This is a genomic window from Legionella impletisoli, from assembly GCF_900639875.1.
Lineage (GTDB): Bacteria > Pseudomonadota > Gammaproteobacteria > Legionellales > Legionellaceae > Legionella_A > Legionella_A impletisoli.
The window spans coordinates 1-22,645 of sequence record NZ_CAAAIA010000001.1; the positions used below are offsets into that span (position 1 = coordinate 1).

Consider the following 22,645-nt stretch of genomic DNA (forward strand, 5'->3'; position numbering starts at 1 on the left):
TGTTCTCTTCTTAATGCACTCGATTTATTAGAACGATATGACCCAGGAGAACTTAAACAAATGCTTCGCCAAATAATAGGAGAAGCATTTGTGTAGATACCTATGGGCTTGACCGCAGCATCCATTGGGTTTGATGTGCCTAGCATGGATGCTGTGCTTAAAGCACAGCAGGTAGGGGTTTACATTCTATCTTCCAACTAAGAACATATTTCTTGATACAAATCACGCCATAAAGGGTTTAAGCCTTCAATTAAGTCTATTTTCCATTGTCTGTGCCAGTTTTTTAATCGTTTTTCACGTTGTGCAGCCCCTGCATAAGTATCATAGGTTTCGTAATAAACAAGCTTATGGATATTATATTTTGAAGTAAAAGAGGGAATGACATTATTTTTGTGCTCCCAAACTCGTTTTATCAAGTTTGCTGTAGAACCTACATAAAGGGTTCCTTTACGTTGACTTGCCATAATATAAACATAAAAATCATTCATCCTAATTCCTTTAGGTTGGACACTACAAGTTAACCAATGAGTTCGATATTATAAAAATCCAAATTTTGTTGATGTCGAACTGGTTTATTTTGAATGGATCCCATACAAAAAGCTATCGCTTTAAATAGATAGTCCATTGACTTTAGCTTCTAACTCAGGCTTATAAACACGATAAAACTGGGCAATTAAAGCTGAGGAAAAAGGGGTAGGCAGATATTTGGCTTTTGCTAATCGGACTAACTGCTCATTTAAATAGTTTAGTTCGGTTTTTTTTCCGTTTACCGCATCGGTATACATCGAGGAGTAATTAGCCGCTGTTTGACGAATGACTTGCATAACGGTTTGAAATAGACCATCTGAAGTGATTTCTACCTCATATGCGTTCAGAACCAAAGCGATTTCATCACACTGTTTACGAATTTCCTCTGGGCGACTTAGCAAATCCCCATTTTTGCATTGATAAATTGCGGTAAACATATTGATGGCGCAATTAATGGCAAACTTTTTCCACATGAAAGGTTTGATATCATTTTGCCACTGAATCGTTAGTTTCGTTTGTTCAAAGCTTGCTTTTATCGCTTCGGTTTCTGTGAAAGTAAAATGGCCGTTTAGAATGCCTAATTGTAATTGACCGCCCATGCAGGCTTTAATTTTAAAAGGCTGTTCCAAATAAGCCCCCAGCGTGCTGATGCCAAGAACTAGTCTAAGATCAGGAAGAAACGCTTTGATTTCCTCAAGTACACCTATGCCGTTATGAATCATGACTACCAGCGCATTTTCTGCAAGAAAAGGCCGAATTTGGCGCAAAAGAGGGACGATGTCATACGCTTTGCAACATAGAATTAATTGCTGTATGGATGTTTCATGCAAATTTGAGACAATGTTTGCACGTGGCCTACATGAATAGGTGGTATCTATGCTACAAAAGCGTAAGCCGCTATAGCGATCAAGCTGGGTTTGATCTTTAAGAAGTAATGTAACCTCTTGTCCACTTTGGTGTAGTTTACAGGCTATTAAGGTTCCCATGGCGCCAATGCCAGCCACCCACCAGTTATTTTTTTTGCCCATCAGCCTATTCTCGTCTTCAAAAAAGGATTGTATATATTGAACCCAATAAAAGGCAATAAAAAATGAAAATCACCCTGTAAAATGGATAGGCAATCGCAATAGCCATGTAAAATCAACCTTTAAACCGAATACGCACAGACTTATCCACAGAATTTGTGGATAACGAATATCCAAATTCCGACTATAGAAAGTGAAAAAAACCAATAGTGATAATGGGTTAGGGTGACTCAACGTGTTGGGGGTGTAAGTGTAATACTACTTGACAAGAAAAGTTATCCACAGTGTGTGGTTGTTGGATTTTTTAGGGAAGGATAGCTATCTTATCTAAAAAAAAACGAAAAAGAAATATCTAATAAAGAAAATAATTGATAGATGATAAAAAATATATCATGGTCAACTGAAACCGTTCAAAGCGGTTAGTATTTCACATCAATTGATCTTGATGAGACTGTATAAATCTAGATGGATTCAATGCGATAAAATGATTTTGCATTATGATAAAAAATAGATGCTTGTTCGGATTGAGATAATGAGTTTAACAAAGTTCGGTAAGCATCCCAAATGTGGTGAAAACCAGTGAAAACGCCTTCGGGTGGGTAATTGCTTCCCACTACACAGCGCTTAGGGGTGAAATATTCTAAAATGGTTTCCACATAAGGAATAAGTTGCGGTACTGATAGTTGTTTGAAGATGACCGCAGCACCGCTAATTTTCATATGGACGTTTTCACATGCCGCTAATTTTTTAATTTGTTTTTGCCAAAAAGCAAAACCTTCTCCGCTCGAATCAATGGGCCATAATAGATGATTGACCATAATAGGTACATCTGGGTGTTTCGTTGCGGTAGCGATTAAATCGTCCGCTTGGGTATCATAGATTTGCACATCAAAACTTAAGTTCAATGGTTTAAGAAGTGAAAAATTCTTTTGCCATACGGGATTTTTAAAGTGATTTTGATCGGTTAGCGAAAGCGCTGGTTTTCCTTCGTAATAAGTTAAGAGCATGCGGATCCCTTTTAAATAAGGGCTAAGCAAATGCGTTTTTAAATGCTTGGCAGCGTCGCGCTCACTTAAATTGACTTGGGCCACAATGGCATTAGGGATCCCCGTTTTTAGAGTTTGGTGCGTTAACCATTGAGTTTCTTTAATGGAGTCATTGGCTTCATATTGTAAATGAACGGTTCCTACGATGTTTTCTGGTTTGGCAAGGGCTTCATAATCTTCTGGTAAAAAGTTCTTTGCTAGAAAGGAATATCCCTCACCTAAGATTTGTATTTGCTCTGGGCGCTCTGAGGTCAACCAATCGTAGTTTCCCGTACTTAAATTACACAAGTGCATGTGGCTATCAATAATTTTTCCGTTATACATTGCAATCCATTCCTTGGTGGCTTAACAGAAAGTATAGAACATCCCTTTTAACTGAATTTAAATTATTGCCATCGTCTAACTATCTTGACGTCAATATCAAATAAGTCGAGTACTCTTCCGACGCTGTGGTTAACGAGATCATCTAAGCTTTGAGGGTGGTTGTAAAAAGCTGGTACGGGTGGGGCAATAATGCCGCCCATTTGGGTGATCTTAAGCATATTCTCAAGATGAGCAGCATTAAGAGGGGACTCGCGAACCATTAGGACCAATTTGCGCCGCTCTTTTAAAATCACATCAGCCGCTCGTGTTAACGCATTGCTACCTAATCCATGAGCAATTTCTGCTAACGTATGCATAGAACAGGGAGCAATAATCATACCCAATGTCGTAAAAGAACCACTGGCAATTGAGCAGCCCACATCTTGTATGTGGTGGTAGTGGTCAGCGAGCTTGCTAAGCTCATCTGCACTAAGAGATGTTTCATATTGTCGGACTTGTTGCGCTGCTTTGGTGACAATCAAATGCGTCTCAATAGATAACGGACGAATTAATTCGAGTAGCCGAATACCATACTGAATTCCGCTGGCTCCGCTAATGCCAATGATAAGACGTTGTTTCGTTTCACGTATTGTCATTCGGATCGCTGTTTGCGTTGATTTTTTTCATTATAAGCTATTGCCCTACACAATTCCTAGTTTGTTTGTAAATTAATAAATCACTGAGTATAATCGCCCCCACCATGACGGTTGAGATTAAACTGAGGAACTATGAAAAAAAAGGTTTTAGCGCTAGGAGCGATTCTTACGATTCTAAGTCTTGAAAGTTATGCAGATTCCAACAATTGCGAAAACTTCAATGTACTCATCACCAATAACACCAACCAGACTTGTCGATTATTAAATCATTCATTAAACGCAGGGTATTATAAATATACATCAAGCGTGCCTGTTTTTATTCCTGCGAATACAACGACTTACCCGATTACCTTAACGCAAGGGATAATGGGCCCAGAATTGATTTTATCTTATGACTGCGGTGAGCATCGAACGATTACCTTAAGAAGTAAACAAACCCTTTGCTTTTTTCATGCTGGCGATGTGCAAGGTCAAGTGCTTGCTGCCCATCATTTAAATGCAGATTATATCGGTCATACGGGCAGTTTTTTCTGGTCCCAGCATGGTTCCCTCCAATGGAGAATTTTTGGTTAACATCAAGGAGCATAAGATGTACATTGAAAAATTAAAAGAAATGTTTTCTGAAATGGTCATCAAAAAAAATGCTTCATTGATTCCAGAGTATTACCATGAAGATTTTTTACTGTATACGAATGATATAAAAACTAATTACGATGAGTTTTTGACTTCGCATATTGCTTATTATCAAACCCCAATTCAATATTCGATTGAATACGATGAAGAAACTCTTCTTGAACAAGACGAGAAAATAGCGGGTCGAGTTTGGATCACCACAAAAAGACCCAATGAGGCGGCTACTAAGATTGAAGTGATCTTAATTGGTCATTACAAAGAAGGAAAATTGCATCGCTTGTGGGAGCTAACCTACCCCGATTGGTCAAAGCTTCCCGCGTTTGAAGAATAGATTAACATAGACTTCCATTTAAGTTATCCTGAAGAGACTGAAATTCGTTGCTCTCTGGATCTGCTAAACATCGAACAGATGCTAGAGAGCATTGCTAATCAACCCATTATTAGTGAATGACTTATTCAAGGATGACTCTATGAATATCATCGCCCTTAAAAGAACGGTCACCAAGTTATCGCTTGTTTTTTTACTTCTTGTTACAAATTTTGTTTACGCAGCTTCCTTGAAAGAAGACTTGGATTCATTAATTGCAATGGAATTGCCGCAAGCATCTGTAGGGGTTGTGATTAAAGACCTAGGAAGAGGCCAGACCCTTTATGAGCAAAATCCAAATAAATTGTTAAGTCCTGCGAGCGGCATGAAAATTTTTACCGCTGCTGCATCCTTGTATCGTCTTGGTCCACAGTTTCACTATGAAACGTCTTTATTAAAAGATGATCGCAATATATATGTGCGATTTAGTGGGGATCCTTCACTTACGAAAGAAAATTTGACTCAACTCATTCAATCCTTAAAAAAGCATTTAATTCAAACGATTGCGGGTAATGTGGTGATTGATGACTCGAAATTTAAACCACCTTACTACGCTGCTGGAATTAATTATGATGATTTAGGCTGGTATTACGTTGCACCTTCCTCGGCGGTTATTTTAAATGAGAATAAAGAATCATTTGAGTTTGTAAGCCCAAAAACCATTGGCCACCCGGTGAAAATACAAAGTAAAAACCCTAATCCACCGGTAAAACTCATTAATAACTTAATTTCAGTGAGTCATGCGAAAGAGCGTAATCATTGTAATTTTAATATCGATATCCGGCCGAATAATACACTAAAACTATATGGCTGTTTACCGCAGTATAAACAGGTTCGACACCTGGCTTTAGCAATACCCGAGCCATCCTTATATGCCAAAGAAGTCATTAATGAGGCTTTAAAAAACAGTGGAATTGAGCTCCAAGGAAAAATCATTATAGGCAAAACCCCAGGCCATGCAACGCTTATCGCGAGTCACCAATCTCCTGAGCTCGTCAAATTAGTGGGACATATGTTAAAAGAGTCCGATAATGTGTATGCGGATAGTTTGACAAAACTACTGGGCTATTCTTTGACCCGAGAAGGAACCTATAAGCAGGGCGCTTATGCAATTAAACAAATTATTGCAAAACATACAACGCTTGATACCAAGAAAATGGACATTTCAGATGGACAAGGCACCCGATACAATCTTATTACGCCTTATCAAATGGTGACTTTGCTCACTGATTTATATAACGATAAGTCCATTTGGCCTTATTTATCTGAAGCGCTTCCTCGTATGGGAGAGTCTGGTTCCTTGCAAGCACGAATGAAAGAAACAGATTTAGAAAAAAAAGTTCTAGCAAAAACAGGCACCATGCATGATATGTCTTCATTATCAGGCTATGTGATGACTCAATCCGGCAAGCCTCTGGCATTTTCTATTATGATTAACAACGTCCATCTCCCTATTGGCAAAGCAAAACAACTGGAAGAAAAGATGTTGCTTATCTTATCAAAGCATATTAATGGCGCTTAGGGCTGTCTCTTCTACACATCTTAAGCCTACGCCATACGGCTTGACCGGGTGGCCCAGCGTTTTAGCGCAGTACTTATAGATTCTGTGCTCAAGTCACAGAACCTAGAAGACTAGAGCTGGATTAGATTTTCAGAGATGCGTAGAAGATTCAGTGCTTAGGGGGGGATCCAACAGGGTGATGTTATGCAAGCGACAATAATCTGATGAACTGGAGAATCTCTGATCAACGGGGTAACTCACTGAGTTTATCGGATCTTTAAAGGGATACACACAGACTTATCCACAGAATTTGTGGATAAGCGAGCGCGTTATTTGAAACTTAAAAATTACGACTAGCCTTTGTGGTGTTGATTTTTTGATAAAAAATTAAAAAAAGTCAATATAAAATTACAACCTGGTCAAAAAAAATATCCACAACTTTTTCAAATCAAATCGTTAATTAAACTGCTTGCTCCTAAACGAAACCATTGGCTATTTACCGGTCGATTTAATAGGTATTCCCCTAGGTGGATAAATTCTAATGCTTGGGCTTTGGTTTTGATTCCTCCTGAGGCCTTAAAACCGCAGGATCTTGAGGAGTCTTTAATCGCTTGCAAGATAGCAAAGGCCGCTTCGGATGTTGCGCCGATTGCTATTTTACCCGTGGATGTTTTAATAAAATCACAACCGAGTTGGATGAGTTCAGAACTAAGATCATAAACCATCGAGAGGGAGGGTAGGGCTCCTGTTTCAATAATAACTTTAAATGTAACGTTATGAAGTTTACAAAGATGAAGGCTATGTTCACATAAAGATAAAGCCTTTGCTTTTTGACCTTCAAGATATAACGAATAGGGAAAAACGTAATCGATTTCATCTACTTGGTATTGGTTAACTACGTTTAAAATAGATTGCTGGACGTTATCTTGAGGTGTATTTCCTGTCGGAAAATTAATAACCGTTGCTATTTTTAGTGCATGAGGATTTTGAATGCTTGAAAGACGGTCGGGGAAAATACATAGGGCGGCTACATTTAACTGTGTGCCTACTTCTTGCAATTTGAGGATCTCTTCTTTAGTCGCAGTCTCTCTGAGCAAGGTTAAGTCGATTATTTGAAGCACTTCTTGATTGCTAACCGATCGTGGCGAACAGTTAGCAAGGGATTGTTTTATTTGATTAAATTTATCTTCTAAATTCGACATTCCGCCCCCGCGTCTTTTTTGCTAAAAATTGAGAAAATTTGAATCTAAAAAATATTGTGGTGCGGAAAGTCTGCTAAATTCATGCCAGTTCAGCGATAAATTGTTTGACTAATAAATTCAATTTTTCAGCCGCCTGGGTAGCCATGAGTACCACCGCATCATGACTGTGGCTGGTTTTTGCAAGCCCTGTTGCATAGTTTGTAATCGTAGCAATAACGGCGACTTTCATTCCGCAATGGTTTGCCACGAGAACTTCTGGAACGGTAGACATGCCAACTGCATCGGCGCCTAAAATCCGAAACGCTTGAATTTCAGCGGCAGTTTCATAGTTTGGGCCTAGCACGGATATATATACACCTTGATTTAACGTAATTTGCTCCTTATGAGCAATTCTTAATAACTTCTCTCTTAGACCAATATCGTAAGCATTATCCAATGGGAAAAATCTAGGTCCAAATTCGTCATCGTTTGGCCCGACCAAAGGATTTCCTGGTTGCAGATTAATATGATCGGTGATCAACATCAGCTCGCCAGGCCCAACATCTTCTCTTAAAGAGCCTGAGGCATTGGTGGCTAAAAAATTATTACATCCAAGTACTTTTAGGGTGCGAATATAGGTTTTGACGGCTTCAAAGCTTGATTCACCTTCATAACTATGAGAGCGACCTTGCAAACACACAACGCCAACGCCGTTTAAATAACCCAATACCAAATTACCGCCATGCCCATGAACGGTAGGTTTTGGGAAGCCTGGTAGTTCGCTGTAATGGATGGATATAGAATCTTCAAGTGCCTCAGCAAAACTCCCTAAACCAGATCCTAACACAATGCCTATAGTAGGCTTAAAGGAAGGCAGCCGCTTTTGAATGAGTTCAGCAGCTAAGTGGGGGTTAGATGGTGTTTCAGTCATGATTACTTCCAGATTTGGGTTTAAATGTAAAGGCTAAAGGCAGGAGCTCATCAATGGTGAGTGTTTTTAACACGCGGTTGTGATCGCATAAATGAACCGTAGTACCTTTGCTTGCAAATTCTAAGATACGTTGGCGGCAGGCCCCACAAGGGGAGCATAGTGTTTTTACACCATTCATTAATACTAAATCTTGAATTGAATTTTTGCCCGCCGCAATCAGCTGTGCAATCGCTGAGGTTTCTGCGCAGGTCGTTAAACTGTAAGAAGCGTTTTCAACATTGACACCAGTAAATAAATCGCCTTCTGGGCTGCTAAGACAACAAGCCACTTGAAAATTGGAATAGGGGGAATAAGCGTTTTTTAGAGCTTCGCGAGCTTTTTTAATCATCAAAGGTATTTGATCATTCATGGTGTTATCCTTTTAGCGCATGCGAACTATACTCATAATGAATTAAAGGAACAAGGATTTACCTAAATTTTTTAAAACTTAAGCTCAGGCGGTTCTAAACTGAGGTCGGGTCCGCTTATTGAGGTTTGTGGTGCAGATTTCCATAGAGGATCTGACCTATTAGATTCGGTTTCTTCAATTAAGCATTCTAAAGCTCGCTCGGATTGCCCTCCGATTCGAGCGGATATTCCAGAGTAACTTGCTTTAGGAAGTACATCCGGTTCAAATTTAGTAAACGTGCATTGTTTCCAGTAATAAAAAGCAAGAAGCGTTAATGCATTTCCATAGAGTGCAGACAACACCAACGTGGCGATCGCTGCGGGAGGAAACAAAACGGCAACGGTTGTTGCAACTGCTGTGATAAGACTAACTACCAAGGCAGCCATGGTATATCGTAAGTACATGGCCTGCCGTTCATAAGAGAAACCTTCTTCATAGGCGGGAGGATGTTTGAAACGATGATATTCACTGATGGCCCAGATCATATTGCTTAATGTAAATAGCCATACTGAAACAAGAATCAACGCTGGATTGATTAGACATAAAATGGTCGAAAACAAACCAACGAGGGAAGCAAGCTGGTATTGTTCTTTAAACTCTGTAAACCCATACCAACGATCGCGCTTGCGAGGATGATTAGGATAAAAGATTGTGGCAGCATACCATGCTATATAACCGACCAAGTAAGCTAATAAAGACATCAAATCAAGAATTGGCCGGATCGCTAAGACTGGAATGTATCTTAGCTTTGATAAAAACAAGCCGCCAAGGAATAAATTTCCGCTTATTTTATCTAAAAATATTGCCTTTTTATTCAAAGCAGCAACTCCTTTGATAGAATGTTCATCATTTCAGAAAAGCAGTCCAAATTCAATCTTTAATCTGTAACATAGGGCCTTGGCCCAACAAGTCGTACGCTTTAACCTAATACACCCCAATGTGCTTTGGCTTGACCAAAGCATCCACTCTGATGCTAGAGCGTTACTTCGAACCTGGATACCTCGGACAAGCCGAGGTATGTAGGGGGTTAGGAAAAATCGTACGCTTTAACCTAATACACCCCAACGTGCTTTGGCTTGACCAAAGCATCCACTCTGATGCTAGAGCGTTACTTCGAACCTGGATACCTCGGACAAGCCGAGGTATGTAGGGGGTTAGGAAAAATCGTACGCTTTAACCTAATACACCCCAACGTGCTTTGGCTTGACCAAATTATCCACTCTGATGCTAGAGCGTTACTTCGAACCTGGATACCTCGGACAAGCCGAGGTACGTAGGGGGTTAGGAAAAATCGTACGCTTTAACCTAATACACCCCAACGTGCTTTGGCTTGACCAAAGCATCCACTCTGATGCTAGAGCGTTACTTCGAACATGGATACCTCGGACAAGCCGAGGTAAGTAGGGGGTTAGGATAAAAAGTATTAACTATTAAATAAGTAACCAAATCCCCGCACGGTTTTAATCCATTCTTCCTCATCTGAGTTATGACCAAGCTTATTGCGTAAATTACTGATATGGACATCAATGCTCCGATCATAAGCAGTATATTCTCTGCCTAGAGCATATTCTGTTAACTCTTCTTTTGAGAAAGCTTGGCCTGGTGATTTGATGAGCATTTCAAGAATATTAAACTCCGCATTGGTTAGCTCTATGGGTTGATTATCAACAGTAATGATTCGTTGGGCACAATCGACAACAATATTGCCTACTTCGATTACAGGCCTTGATACAGGAGATTTTTTAGTTCGCCTTAAAAGTGCTCGAAGACGTGCTACCAGTTCTCTGGGACTACAAGGTTTTGCAATATAATCATCTGCACCAATTTCAAACCCAATGGTTCGATCAATGTCATCATCTCGGGCTGTAAGTATTAATACTGGGGTTTCAATATGTTCTCGGATAGATTTCAAAACCTGAAAGCCATTTAGTTTAGGTAAAAGCACATCCAAGATGATCGCATCAAAAGACTGATTTAGCGCTTTTTTAAGCGCTACTTCGCCATCATGAACACTGGTAACATCAAATCCTTCCGTTTCAAGATAATGTGCCACAAGGGTAGTTACCTCAGGGTCTTCATCCGCAACCAAAATTTTTCGATTCATAACATGATTCCTTTACGTTTTGGAGCGTTGATCCATGCACTCGACTAACTTGATGCGCCGAGCATCGGCATTCAGTATTTTAAATTCAAATTTATCAATCAATATGGTTTCACCGCGCTTGGGTAAGTAGCCAAAGTTCGCCATTAGGATTCCTCCAATGGTATCGTAATTATCGGCACTGAATTCGGCGTTCATGTGTTCATTAAACTCTTCAATGGGGGTATGTGCTTTTACGATATAGCGATGGTTCCCATGCGATTTAATATAGGCTTCCTCATCAATATCAAATTCATCTTCAATATCACCAACAATTTGTTCAATAATGTCTTCTATGGTTACAAAACCTGCCACTGAACCGTATTCATCCACGACAATCGCCATGTGATTACGATTGCTACGAAATTCACTCAATAAAGAATTGAGGCTCTTACTTTCGGGCACAAACGTCACTTCTCGTGCAATATCAAATAGATCGAATTCAGGATCGGATTGGCCTTGAAATCGCAGCAAGTCTTTTGCATGCAAAATACCGACTACTTCATCTTTGCTGTCGCCCGTTACCGGAAATCGAGAGTGGCCTGACTGAGACACAATGGCAATAATTTCCGGGAGTTCGGCATCCTGAGGGACGCAGGTCATTTGTTGTTTTGGCAACATAATATCCCGGACTTTCATTTGAGTAAAAATAATCACGCCTTCAATCATCGCCAACGTTTCAGCATCAATTAAAGACCGGATCTGGGCATCTCTTAATAAATTGATTAATTGTTCCTTATTTTGTGGTTCAACTTGTAAAAATTGTTTTAAACGGTTAAACCAATTAGTATCCTCTTCTTTAGTCACTCTCTATATCCTCGTGATGGTATGGGTCGTCATATCCTAGTTTTGCTAGTAACTGAGTTTCGATGGGTTGCATAATATCTGCATCTTCTTCGTGAATATGATCATAACCTAGTAAATGCAACACGCCATGAATGACAATATGAGCCCAATGTGCTTCTAAAGGTTTATTGAGCAATTCACTTTCCTGCCTTAATATGGCAGGGCAAATGATCACATCTCCAAGCAACGGCACATCCAATTCAATTTCTTTGGGTAGATTTGAAGGAAAAGAAAGTACGTTCGTGGGTTTATCTTGATGGCGATATTGTCGATTTAAGTGCTGAATTTCGTTAAGTGATACCAATCGAAGTGTGATTTCGCCACGGTTAAGTTGATGAGTTAAAGCCATTTTTGCCCATTGACTGAGCGTCGCATCTGGGACAGGCGCTTCTTCTTCGCTCGCATGCTGTATATCGATATGAACCGTCATTTTTTATGAATTGCCCTTTTCGTTTTCATAACAGTCAATAATTTTAGAAACCAAAGGATGGCGCACGACCTCTCGGCTCGAAAACTTAAAAATTCCAATTCCTTCCGTTTTGTCTAACAAGGAAATCGCATGAGAAAGTCCTGACTCGGTTCCTTTAGGTAAGTCAATTTGAGTACTGTCCCCAGTCACCACCGCTTTTGATCCAAAACCGATACGCGTTAAAAACATTTTCATCTGCAATACCGTCGTGTTCTGAGCTTCATCTAAAATCACAAAGGCTTCATTTAAAGTACGGCCGCGCATAAACGCTAATGGCAAGACTTCGATCACATCACTTTGAATCAGTTTCTGCGCTTCTTTAAATCCCATCATTTCGTATAAAGCATCATAAATAGGGCGCAAATACGGCAATACTTTTTCAACCAAATCGCCGGGTAAAAATCCGAGTTTTTCACCTGCTTCTACTGCTGGACGCACAAAGACTAATCGTTGCACTTCACCTTTTTCAAGGCATTCAATGGCTTTGGCCACGGCAAGATAGGTTTTTCCCGTTCCAGCAGGACCAACAGAAAAGGTTAAATCATGTTGATCGATGCCTTTTAAGTATTCAGATTGTTTTGCGTTTCTAGGGATAATAGATTTTCGACTTAATTGAATAGGTTTCGTCATTTCGATTTGCTCTTCGTCATGATTTAATAAGGATAAAATCGTATGCGATGAAATAGGATTTGTAGCATAGGTGTGCAATTTGGCTAGCATTGACTTAGCACGCCCAACGCTTTCAGCACACCACCCATGCACCATAATGGTATCATTTCCAGGGTTGATTTTGACGTTAAAAAAAGACTCTAGAAGTTGAATATTTTGATGCAAGGAACCGCATAAATTGGCTAATTCCAGCGCATTAAAGGAAGGTGTAGATAATAATTCGTTAAACGGTGTACTGCTCAATGTGTTATTAATGTTTAATTAGTATATTATTAGGATAGTTATACGTTTAAAATTACGCAAGTTAAATCGCGCTTAGTATAATGTTAAACGAGATGATTAGCTAGTAACTTATACGGTAGGGTATGATTTTTGAAGGCGTCGCTCTGTGTAATAAGTCGTTCTGTGTAATAAAAGGAATAACCGGGCTTTACAGCCCAGTTTGTGCTTGTTATTGGGATAAGCTAGGCTCAACAATACCAACTTCAGTAGAGGATGAAGAAGTTGGAACTTCTTTGATTACGTTAGCCGCTTCTTCCCCTTTACGACGCAGATAATGGCCTCCAGCAAATAAGCCTGCCCCAGCTGCCAAAGATCCTGTGGCACCAATCGCTCCGATGGCTAACAAGCCAGGTGTAACCTTTATGCTTTCACCTACGCATAGAGCGACCAAAAGACAAAAGCCAGATAAGCCTGTACAAAAAGCAAGAGAAATGGCAAGAGATATCAAGACTATGCCTGCAAGCAGCATAAGGATGCTCGCTACTCTCATGCCAGGACTACTCATCGCCTTAAGATAAAAGCTAGGCGTAATCGAACCAGAATCACTATGTTCAGGTAAGTTCGGTGATTCTCCAGACTTCCCTGAAGCGGCTGGCTGAGGCGTCAATGCTTTAGTCATTGACCAGGTTATCTCCGCTTCAAAATCTTCTTTTGTCTTTTTTGATGTTAACGCGTCATTATAAATTTTATTAGCGAGTTCGGATGCCTTTGCATCAATATCTTCATCAGTCGAGGTACTAGAAGAGGTTACTCTACGATATAGTATTTGAAACGTTTGGATATATTGTTCATACAACCCTTTTTTTTCTTTTTCGTCTTGTTCAGTAAATACCTTACCGGCTAAACAGCTAAGCTTGGCTATTTCTGTTACTGAGTTAGGGCTGTGCGCCATGGATACTCCAAAAGTTAATAAAAAATCAAATATTAATATAATTGCACATATTGAGTCAATATTGAATAAGTGAGGGCGAGCCCAGAGTTTCCCATTATGTTCTTTTGTTTGTTAGATAATATAACCTGTGAGGCAATGAGAGAACGGGAGTACCTAGATGTTCCATAGGGAATAGCTTATAATTACATCACTATTTATAGCATCTCTTGTCGTGCAATCTTGTTATGAAGCACCTATAAAATAAAGGTTATTTCACTTCGCCATGATTGATTTACATTGCCATAGCATCTATTCCGATGGCACTCATACTCCAGAAGAGCTAATCGCTATGGGCGTTCAGGCTGGTCTTAAGGTTTTAGCTTTAACCGATCATGATTCAATGGCAGGGGTTAACGAATTGTTAACTGCTGGTGCTGGTAAAATGCACATCATCAACGGGATTGAATTAAGCACACGCTGGAAAAAACATGAATTACACATTATTGGGTTAAATATTCCTCTCGATGATGTAAGTTTCAATGCCTTAATTGCTCGACAGCGCGAAAACCGACATGCTCGTGCTCTGGAAATCGCCTCGAAACTTGCTTCATTTGGAGTCGAGGATGCTTATGAAAAAGCTTGCGCTGTTGCCGGACATGAGCAGGTAGCACGGCCGCATTTTGCAAAAGTATTGATGAATGAGGGAATCACGGATTCGTTACAAAGCGGGTTTAATCGCCTTCTTGGACGAGGTAAGCCTGCTTATGTTGTAACGCCATGGGTCGAAATGGACGAGGCTGTCAAATCCATTGCGCTGGCTGGAGGACAGGCGGTGATTGCTCATCCTTTAAAGTATTCATTGACTCGAACAAAACTAAATGAGTTAATCAAGTCTTTCAAAGAATCTGGCGGTGTAGGCATGGAGGTTGTCTCGGGTGAGACGATGGATATCCAAGTGAGTGAATTGGTGAAGCTTTGTAATCGTTATGACTTGTTGGCCTCTTCTGGCTCTGATTTTCATGGTGAGCAAGTCTCTAGAATTCGCCTTGGTCAGCAGCGACCTTTGCCTTTAAACTGTACACCGATATGGAATGAATGGACATTTTAAACCGAGGATTATATGACCCAGTTTTTTGCAATACACCCAGATAACCCCCAATCTAGGCTACTTCGTAAGGCCGTCTCGGTCATCGAAGAGGGCGGTATTATTGTTTATCCCACCGACTCTGGGTATGCACTCGGATGTGCTTTAGGCAACAAGCCTGCCTTGGAGAAAATTCGAAGATTGCGTCAGCTTGATAAGCATCATAACATGACGTTAGTGTGTCGGGATTTATCGCAATTAGGAACCTATGCACGGGTCAGTAATCCTATTTTTCGCTTGTTAAAAGCCTTCACGCCAGGTTCTTATACCTTTATTTTAAATGCCACCAGTGAAGTGCCAAGGCTGATGCTGCATCCTAAGAGGAAAACCTTAGGGCTTCGGGTTCCTGAAAATACCATCGCGTTGTCTTTATTAGAATGTCTTGATGCCCCATTGCTTAGTACAACGTTAATTTTACCTGGCGCTAGTGCGCCACTAAGCGAGCCTGATGCGATTCGCGACTTACTTGGCAGTCAAATTGATTTAATTATTGATGGGGGTAATTGTTATCAACAGCCCACCACCGTCGTTGACTTAACCGGCGAATATCCAGTGATTGTTAGAGAAGGCAAAGGGGATCCAGAGCCTTTCAGGTAGTATTTTTTTACAGATTTTAGTGAACGATTTAGATCGATGTCAGGACGAATAGTCCTAGTTTGAATTTAGAAAAATTGAGGATTTGAATGTCAGCGTTATTCAGTGCCAACAAACGAGTTGTTTCCGGAATGAGGGCCAGTGGAAAATTACATCTAGGACATTATCATGGTGTATTAAAAAATTGGATTAAATTGCAACATCAATTTGATTGTTATTTTTTTGTAGCGGATTGGCATGCGCTTACAACGCATTATGAGGAACCAGGAAAAATTGAAGAAAACCTCTGGGACATGGTTATTGATTGGTTAGCTTGCGGTGTTAACCCAAGCTTGTCTCATGTATTTATACAGTCTTGGGTTCCTGAACACGCTGAGCTTCACCTGTTACTTTCGATGATTACACCGTTAGGTTGGCTTGAACGTGTACCTAGCTATAAAGAGCAGCAAGAAAAGTTACATGAAAAGGATTTATCCACCTATGGCTTTTTAGGATATCCCTTGTTACAAAGTGCCGATGTGTTGTTGTATCAGGCCGACTACGTACCCGTGGGTGAAGATCAAGCCCCCCATGTTGAATTAATTCGGGAAATAGCACGTCGGTTTAATTATTTATATGGTCGTGAGCCCAATTTTGAAGAAGCGGTTAACGAAGCCATCAAAAAAATGGGCAAGAAAAATGGCAAACTATACACCGAGTTGCGCACAAAGTTTCAGCAAGAAGGTTGTCATGAATCCTTAAACACAGCAAAAGCGTTACTCACCAACCAATCAAATCTTTCGATGGGCGATAAAGAGCGGTTACTAGGCTATTTAGATGGAACAGGAAAAATCATTCTGAATGAGCCTCAGGTCTTATTAACCGAACACGCTAAAATGCCTGGGTTGGATGGACAGAAAATGTCTAAATCCTACAATAACACGATTAGCCTACGAGAAACCCCAGAGGACATTGAAAAGAAAATTTTAACGATGCCAACCGATCCTGCCCGCGTAAAACGTACGGATCCAGGCGAGCCTGAGCGTTGCCCATTGTGGCAATTTCATAAGGTTTATTCCAGTGAAGAAGTGAAAGCATGGGCTCAAACGGGGTGTCGAACAGCAGGTATTGGCTGTGTGGACTGTAAACGACCAGTGATTGATGCGATTCAAAATGAATTAAAACCGATTCAAGCAAGTATTGCTGAATTCAAGCAAGATTTGGGATCCGTGAAACGCATTGTCGCTGAGGGAAGTGAACAAGCTCGAGAAGAAGCCAATAAAACATTAACCGATGTTCGTGAAGCAATGGGACTGGATTATTGATGGATGGCGAACCCGCAAATACTGCGAAACCAAGTGTTTTAGCTGTAGTTGCAGGTACGCCTCTTCGTGAGCTACCTGGTGATTTGTTTATCCCTCCGGATGCTCTGGAAGTGTTGCTGGAATCGTTTTCAGGCCCACTGGACTTGCTTCTTTATTTAATTCGAAAGCAAAACATTGATGTTCTTGATATCCCCATGACGCATATTACGGAACAATATATGCAATATATCGCCTTAATGGAACAAAAGCGATTGGAGCTTGCGGCTGATTATTTGGCTATGGCGGCCATGCTTGCCGAGATTAAATCAAGAATGCTTTTACCCATGCCTGTAAGTTCGAATGACGAAGATGCTGAAGAAGATCCTAGAATGGCGTTAGTTCGAAGATTACAGGCTTATGAGCAATTTAGAGAGGCGGCTGATTATTTGGATGAACTTCCACGTTGTGAACGAGATGTTTACCCCATTGTTCTACCTTATGATGTTGTTGCCATAAAACGTCCTCTGCCAGACGTTTCTTTAAGTACTTTATTGGAGATGATGCAAGCGCTATGTAAGCGACAAAGTCACCTTGTGCATCACCAAATTACACGTGAGACCTTGTCTGTGCGTGATCGAATGCATAGGGTTTTACAGTTGTTGCATGAGAATATGTTTTGTGAATTCTCGGCTTTGTATCATTATCAGGAAGGAAGAATGGGAGTGGTGGTGTCTTTGCTCGCTGTTCTTGAGCTTTCTCGACAATCGTTATTAATTATCACGCAAGCTAAGCTTTTTTCACCCATTTATATAAAGGGGAACGACCATGAATCATGAGCTAAAATTAATATTAGAAGCATTGCTCATGAGTCATGGTTCGCCATTAAGCATCCACACGATGTTAACGGTATTTGATGAATCAGAAAAACCAACGGTTAAAGAAGTTGAAGAGGCTTTAAACAATTTGACAGAAGAGTATCAAAAAAGAGCCATAGAACTTATTCAGGTTGCAGGAGGATATCGTGTTCAGACGAAGCCTCAATATAGCGGTTGGATTGAAAAACTACTTGTTGAAAAGCCGGCCCGATATTCTCGAGCTTTATTAGAAACGTTGGCTATTATTGCTTATAAGCAGCCGGTTACCCGAGGGGATATTGAAGAGATACGCGGAGTGGCTGTGAGCTCTACCATTATTAAGACCTTATTGGAGCGCGAATGGATTCGGGTGGCAGGGCATCGAGATGTTCCGGGCAAGCCGGCTGTTTATACAACAACCAAACAATTTTTAGAGTATTTTAATCTTAAAACGTTAAATGATTTGCCGAGTCTTAAAATACCAGTCGACGTAGAGGCTCCTGAACTGATATAAGGGTAACTTGAATTAACTCGAATGAATGATTATGAGTACCGAACGATTACAAAAAGTATTGAGCCAAGCAGGATTGGGTTCACGTCGAGAGATGGAACGTTGGATTGAAAACGGATTAATCCATGTCAATGGCGAACAAGCTAAATTAGGCGATAGCGTGAGCGCTGATGATAAAATCAGTGTGAAGGGTCGGATTATTGCAAATCCTTTAAAGCTTGCCACAAAAACACGGATCCTTCTCTATCATAAACCAGTTGGGGAAATATCAAGCCGTAAGGATCCGAAACATAGTAAAACGGTGTTTGATCATTTGCCTCATTTAAAACAAGGTCGCTGGATTCAAGTTGGCCGCTTGGATATTAATACCTCTGGTCTTTTGATTTTTACGAATAACGGTGAACTCGCTAATCGTTTAATGCACCCTAAATATGAGCTTGAGCGTGAGTACGCGGTACGAGTACGAGGTGAGGTTAATCGAGAAACCATACGGGCTTTGGAAAAAGGCGTCGAACTCGAAGATGGCGTAGCAAAATTCAAGAAGATTGAATTTCGTGGCGGTGAAGGAACGAACAGTTGGTATCATGTTGTCATAACCGAAGGAAAGAATCGAGAGGTGCGGCGTTTGTGGCAATCCCAGGGGGTTGAAGTCAGCCGCTTGATTCGTATCCGGTATGGAAGCTTATCTTTGCCAAGATTTTTAGCCCGTGGCCAATGCAAGGAGTTATTCCCAGAGGAAGTTGATAAATTTATTGCAACCTTAGATGTAAAATAGTTAGTTGGATGTATTCATGAGTAAACGACGTAATCGCCTACCCAACATACCGTTCACCGCCACTATTGAACGATTCAGTCACGATGGTCGCGGTATTGCCCGAATCGACGGCAAAGCAACCTTTATTGAAGGCGCACTTCCTGGCGAGCAAGTCCGTTTTCAATATCTTCGTCAAAAGAAAGATTTTGATGAGGGAAGAGTCATTGAGATTCTTGCACCTTCTTTAGAGCGAGTTGTACCTCAATGTCCTCACTATGGAGTTTGTGGTGGATGCTCCTTACAACATCTCGATGCTAAGGCACAAATCTACCATAAACAAGAGCAGCTTCTCGATTTGCTAGCAAGAACAGGGCATCTCAAACCCGAGCAGGTTTTAGAGCCTTTAACAAACGAGCACTGGCATTATCGCAAGAAAGCGCGATTAAGTGCTCGGTTTGTTGAAAAAAAACATACTACCTTGGTGGGGTTTAGGGAAAAAAGCAACCCAAGATATATTGCTGACATTTCATCTTGCAACGTTTTAAGTGCGAAAATAGATGCTGAGTTGTTAAATTTGCGAACGCTAATCGATGGTTTTTCTAATCCATCCTCCATCGCACAGATAGAATTAGCAGAAGGTGATGAAGATACAGCCCTTATTTTTAGAAACTTAGGTTCTCTAACCGAAGAAGATGAGAAAAAACTAGCAGCATTCGGAGCTCGAACTGGATTTAAATTGTATTTACAGCCTGGCGGTGAAGATACTGTATCCCTATTCTATCCTAAGGATTCGGATGAGTTTTTAAGTTATCAGCTGCCGGATGAAGCGATTACGTTTAAATTTCATCCTACTGATTTTACTCAAGTTAATTCAAATTTAAATCGTCTCATGGTCAATAAAGCACTTCAATTATTGGCACTTGAACCGACTGATTATGTCTTAGATTTATTTTGCGGATTAGGGAATTTTTCACTTCCCATGGCAAAACATTGCCAAGAGGTATTGGGTGTTGAGGGCAGTGAGCGAATGGTTCAACGAGCGCGCATGAATGCTCGGTTAAATCAATTAAGCAACGCTCAATTTTTAGCGGCCAACCTTGAAGATGAACGAACATTTGCGATATTCGCGGATTTTAAATTTAACAAAGTGTTGTTGGATCCTCCTCGTACAGGTGCACTGGCCATTGTGAAGCACATTCATCGAATTAATCCAAGCCGTATTGTCTATGTATCCTGTAATCCAGCCACATTAGCCAGAGATGCTGATATATTGTTTCATGTTCATGGGTATACCCTTAAATCGGCGGGGGTGATGGATATGTTTCCTCATACCGCTCATGTGGAGTCCATCGCAGTATTTGATAAAACCTGAAATTTTGCTCAATAAAGGACGGTTGTTATGGTCAAGGTTAAAGAATCGACAGCAATCTTATTGGAAGGAAGTATTGATGTAGAACAGTGGTTGCACCATTTAGGCAATAAAGGTTATCTAACGGATATAGAGTTGATCCGAAATGCCTGCACGTTAAGTCAACTGGCTGGTGCCGAGCAAGCTACAGAAACCGGTGAGTCTTGTTTTCAGCAAGGTCTTGTGATGGCTGATATTTTAGCTGATCTCGAAGTCGATAAAGAAACCTTGATTGCCGCTATTGTATACGAAACGGTGCACTTCACCGATTTATCTTTGGATGTGGTTGAAGAACAACTCGGTTCATCCATTGCAAAACTGGTGAAAGGCATCGAAAAAATGAGCGGGATTTCGAGCCTCAGTGCTTTAAATAAATTTCCACAAAGCAAACATCAAATCGATAATATTCGCAAAATGCTCTTAGCGATGGTAGATGATGTTCGTGTGGTGTTGATTAAGCTTGCTGAGCGATTATGCGTGTTACGTACCTCATCCCCGATGCCAGAAGTCATGCGAAAGCAGCTGGCTAGAGAAGCTATGGAAATTTATGCGCCGTTAGCAAATCGCCTTGGGATTGGGGCTATCAAATGGGAAATGGAAGATCTGGCTTTTCGTTATTTGCATCCAGAAGAATATAAAGCCATTGCTAAAGGGTTAAAATCAAAAAGATTAGAGCGCGATGAATTTGTTAACACCATCATTGATGAGTTAAATCAGCAAATTAAAAAACTAGGCTTTGGGCACTTTGCTGTGTATGGGCGTTCGAAACATATTCATAGCATCTATAAGAAAATGACTCGTAAAAATGTTTCTTTGGATGAAATCTATGATGCTACAGCCGTAAGAATTTTAGTGGATACTAAAGAGCAGTGTTATGAGGTTCTAGGCCTTGTGCATTCCTTATGGGAGCAAGTCGTTGTTGAATTTGATGACTATATTGTAAATCCCAAGCCAAACGGTTATCAATCGTTACATACGGCAGTAAAAAGTCCTGAAGGTCGAGTGTTTGAGGTTCAAATTCGCACCTTTGAAATGCATGACTTAGCTGAAATGGGTGTTGCAGCACACTGGAAATACAAAGAAGGAGCGGGTCAGCAAAAAGAAAGCCATGAGCGTAAAATTGAATGGCTACGTGAGGTTTTAGCTTGGCACCGTGAGATGGCAACCAACCAAGGAGTTTCACAAGACATCGAGCAAGAGTTTTTGGAAGAACGTGTGTATGTGTTCACGCCCGATGGTGATGTATTGGATTTACCACGAGGGTCAACACCACTTGATTTTGCCTATAGCGTACACAGTGAAGTGGGCCATCGTTGTCGAGGCGCTAAAGTGAATGGACACATTGTTCCCTTAACCTACACTCTTAAAACAGGCGATAGCGTCGAGGTGTTAACGGGCAAAGAATCTAAGCCCTCTCGGGATTGGATTAATCCTCATCTCAATTATTTAAAAACCTCACGCGCGAAAGCCAAGGTATTGCATTGGTTCAAATTACAAGATTTTGATAAAAATAAAGCCGAAGGCCAGGAGCTATTAGATAAAGAATTAAAATCATTAGGATTAAAGACCGATCGTTTAAATGAAGTGGTTGCGTCGTTTAATTTTAAAGCGCTTGATGACTTATATGCCGCGCTTGGACGAGGAGACATTAAGCTTGGGCAAATTCTAAGCCGATTAACTCCACAAGAGCCCGACACAAGTAAGATTGAAACTTTATTAAAGACGCATGCAAAGCCGGAAGTTTCTGGCAGTGATCTGCGCATTGAGGGGGTTGGTAATTTATTAACCCATATGGCTCGTTGTTGTCAGCCTGTGCCAGGTGATGATGTGATTGGTTACATTACATTGGGTCGAGGTGTTTCGGTTCATCGAAAAGATTGCCCTAACGTACTCCATGCTAGCGAGCGACAAAAAGGTCGGTTTTTAGAAGTGAGTTGGGGCAGTGCCACACGTGAGCAATATGTAGTAGATATTCTGATTAAAGCGTTTGATCGCGCAGGGTTATTGAGAGATGTCACTTCTTTATTGGCTAATGAAAAAGCGCATGTTTATTCGTTGCAGACTCAAACGAATAAGCAAGAAAACATTTCTTATTTATCATTAACCGTTGAGATTGATGGCTTAAACAGTTTATCCCGACTCTTAAGTAAAATTAGTCAAATACCAAATGTATTGGAAGCTAAACGCCAAGTTTAATGCCA

At 40.6% G+C, this 22,645-nt stretch carries 24 protein-coding genes; 11 read left to right on the plus strand and 13 right to left on the minus strand.

The genetic code is table 11. The features are described 5' to 3' along the window. Positions 1-197: 197 nt before the first annotated feature. From E1O41_RS00005 to E1O41_RS00020, 4 genes are all read right to left on the minus strand, one after another. Positions 198-488: a GIY-YIG nuclease family protein gene (locus tag E1O41_RS00005; protein ID WP_131775256.1), complete on the minus strand. Its 291-nt coding sequence runs from the start codon at positions 486-488 to the stop codon at positions 198-200. A 120-nt stretch (positions 489-608) separates the two neighbouring features. Further along, positions 609-1,556 carry a ketopantoate reductase family protein gene (locus E1O41_RS00010; RefSeq protein WP_131775257.1) on the minus strand — a complete coding sequence of 316 codons (948 nt, stop codon included), beginning with the start codon at positions 1,554-1,556 and terminating at the stop codon, positions 609-611. A 458-nt stretch (positions 1,557-2,014) separates the two neighbouring features. Beyond that, a complete protein-coding gene (locus E1O41_RS00015) occupies positions 2,015-2,923 on the minus strand; it encodes an amidohydrolase family protein (protein ID WP_131775258.1) in 909 nt (302 codons plus the stop codon). A gap of 62 nt (positions 2,924-2,985) precedes the next feature. Continuing rightward, a complete protein-coding gene (locus tag E1O41_RS00020) occupies positions 2,986-3,558 on the minus strand; it encodes a UbiX family flavin prenyltransferase (RefSeq protein ID WP_131775259.1) in 573 nt (190 codons plus the stop codon). Positions 3,559-3,690: 132 nt separating this feature from the next. On the opposite strand from E1O41_RS00020, the gene E1O41_RS00025 reads away from it, so the two are divergent. The 3 genes from E1O41_RS00025 (at position 3,691) to dacB (ending at position 6,080) form a co-directional block, all read left to right on the plus strand. After that, positions 3,691-4,131, plus strand: coding sequence for a hypothetical protein (locus E1O41_RS00025; protein WP_131775260.1), 441 nt, complete (start codon positions 3,691-3,693; stop codon positions 4,129-4,131). Between the two features lie 16 nt (positions 4,132-4,147). Further along, a complete protein-coding gene (locus E1O41_RS00030; RefSeq protein WP_131775261.1) occupies positions 4,148-4,522 on the plus strand; it encodes a nuclear transport factor 2 family protein in 375 nt (124 codons plus the stop codon). Positions 4,523-4,661: 139 nt separating this feature from the next. After that, positions 4,662-6,080, plus strand: coding sequence for a D-alanyl-D-alanine carboxypeptidase/D-alanyl-D-alanine endopeptidase (gene dacB / locus E1O41_RS00035; RefSeq protein WP_131775262.1), 1,419 nt, complete (start codon positions 4,662-4,664; stop codon positions 6,078-6,080). Between the two features lie 422 nt (positions 6,081-6,502). Here the strand turns inward: dacB and deoC are convergent, their stop codons facing one another. The 9 genes from deoC to E1O41_RS00080 all read right to left on the minus strand — a co-directional run bounded on the left by deoC (position 6,503) and on the right by E1O41_RS00080 (position 13,917). Beyond that, complete coding sequence (gene deoC / locus E1O41_RS00040; RefSeq protein WP_131775263.1) at positions 6,503-7,261, minus strand: 2-deoxyribose-5-phosphate aldolase; 759 nt, start codon at positions 7,259-7,261, stop codon at positions 6,503-6,505. 79 nt (positions 7,262-7,340) lie between these two features. Beyond that, the gene (locus E1O41_RS00045; RefSeq protein WP_131775264.1) at positions 7,341-8,171 is read right to left on the minus strand and encodes a purine-nucleoside phosphorylase; all 831 of its coding nucleotides are present in this window, start codon (positions 8,169-8,171) and stop codon (positions 7,341-7,343) included. Then, on the minus strand, positions 8,164-8,580 hold the full coding sequence (gene cdd, locus E1O41_RS00050) for a cytidine deaminase (RefSeq protein ID WP_131775265.1): 417 nt from the start codon (positions 8,578-8,580) through the stop codon (positions 8,164-8,166). Before cdd ends, E1O41_RS00045 begins: the two co-directional genes overlap by 8 nt. A gap of 71 nt (positions 8,581-8,651) precedes the next feature. After that, positions 8,652-9,437, minus strand: a complete 786-nt coding sequence (locus E1O41_RS00055) for a hypothetical protein (RefSeq protein ID WP_131775266.1) — start codon at positions 9,435-9,437, stop codon at positions 8,652-8,654. 605 nt (positions 9,438-10,042) lie between these two features. Further along, positions 10,043-10,723 carry a two-component system response regulator CpxR gene (gene cpxR / locus E1O41_RS00060; protein ID WP_131775267.1) on the minus strand — a complete coding sequence of 227 codons (681 nt, stop codon included), beginning with the start codon at positions 10,721-10,723 and terminating at the stop codon, positions 10,043-10,045. Positions 10,724-10,735: 12 nt separating this feature from the next. After that, entirely contained in the window at positions 10,736-11,566 is an 831-nt protein-coding gene (locus E1O41_RS00065) for an HlyC/CorC family transporter (RefSeq protein ID WP_131775268.1), read from the minus strand. Next, positions 11,559-12,035: an rRNA maturation RNase YbeY gene (ybeY, locus tag E1O41_RS00070; protein ID WP_131775269.1), complete on the minus strand. Its 477-nt coding sequence runs from the start codon at positions 12,033-12,035 to the stop codon at positions 11,559-11,561. Before ybeY ends, E1O41_RS00065 begins: the two co-directional genes overlap by 8 nt. A gap of 3 nt (positions 12,036-12,038) precedes the next feature. Further along, positions 12,039-12,986: a PhoH family protein gene (locus tag E1O41_RS00075; RefSeq protein ID WP_165481044.1), complete on the minus strand. Its 948-nt coding sequence runs from the start codon at positions 12,984-12,986 to the stop codon at positions 12,039-12,041. A 208-nt stretch (positions 12,987-13,194) separates the two neighbouring features. Continuing rightward, positions 13,195-13,917 (minus strand): hypothetical protein, encoded by a 723-nt coding sequence (locus E1O41_RS00080; RefSeq protein ID WP_131775270.1) that lies wholly within the window; start codon positions 13,915-13,917, stop codon positions 13,195-13,197. A gap of 262 nt (positions 13,918-14,179) precedes the next feature. On the opposite strand from E1O41_RS00080, the gene E1O41_RS00085 reads away from it, so the two are divergent. The 8 genes from E1O41_RS00085 (at position 14,180) to relA (ending at position 22,640) form a co-directional block, all read left to right on the plus strand. Continuing rightward, positions 14,180-15,004, plus strand: a complete 825-nt coding sequence (locus E1O41_RS00085; RefSeq protein WP_131775271.1) for a PHP domain-containing protein — start codon at positions 14,180-14,182, stop codon at positions 15,002-15,004. A gap of 12 nt (positions 15,005-15,016) precedes the next feature. Beyond that, a complete protein-coding gene (locus E1O41_RS00090) occupies positions 15,017-15,637 on the plus strand; it encodes an L-threonylcarbamoyladenylate synthase (protein WP_131775272.1) in 621 nt (206 codons plus the stop codon). An 86-nt stretch (positions 15,638-15,723) separates the two neighbouring features. Next, complete coding sequence (locus tag E1O41_RS00095) at positions 15,724-16,938, plus strand: tryptophan--tRNA ligase (RefSeq protein ID WP_131775273.1); 1,215 nt, start codon at positions 15,724-15,726, stop codon at positions 16,936-16,938. After that, positions 16,938-17,753 carry a segregation and condensation protein A gene (locus E1O41_RS00100; RefSeq protein WP_131775274.1) on the plus strand — a complete coding sequence of 272 codons (816 nt, stop codon included), beginning with the start codon at positions 16,938-16,940 and terminating at the stop codon, positions 17,751-17,753. The genes E1O41_RS00095 and E1O41_RS00100 overlap by 1 nt, the downstream gene beginning before the upstream one ends. After that, positions 17,743-18,285, plus strand: a complete 543-nt coding sequence (gene scpB, locus E1O41_RS00105) for an SMC-Scp complex subunit ScpB (protein ID WP_131775275.1) — start codon at positions 17,743-17,745, stop codon at positions 18,283-18,285. The genes E1O41_RS00100 and scpB overlap by 11 nt, the downstream gene beginning before the upstream one ends. A 31-nt stretch (positions 18,286-18,316) precedes the next feature. Beyond that, positions 18,317-19,057: a 23S rRNA pseudouridine(2605) synthase RluB gene (gene rluB, locus E1O41_RS00110; RefSeq protein ID WP_131775276.1), complete on the plus strand. Its 741-nt coding sequence runs from the start codon at positions 18,317-18,319 to the stop codon at positions 19,055-19,057. A gap of 16 nt (positions 19,058-19,073) precedes the next feature. Further along, positions 19,074-20,408, plus strand: a complete 1,335-nt coding sequence (gene rlmD / locus E1O41_RS00115; RefSeq protein WP_131775277.1) for a 23S rRNA (uracil(1939)-C(5))-methyltransferase RlmD — start codon at positions 19,074-19,076, stop codon at positions 20,406-20,408. A gap of 27 nt (positions 20,409-20,435) precedes the next feature. Further along, positions 20,436-22,640 (plus strand): GTP diphosphokinase, encoded by a 2,205-nt coding sequence (gene relA / locus E1O41_RS00120; RefSeq protein ID WP_131775278.1) that lies wholly within the window; start codon positions 20,436-20,438, stop codon positions 22,638-22,640. Positions 22,641-22,645: the final 5 nt, after the last annotated feature.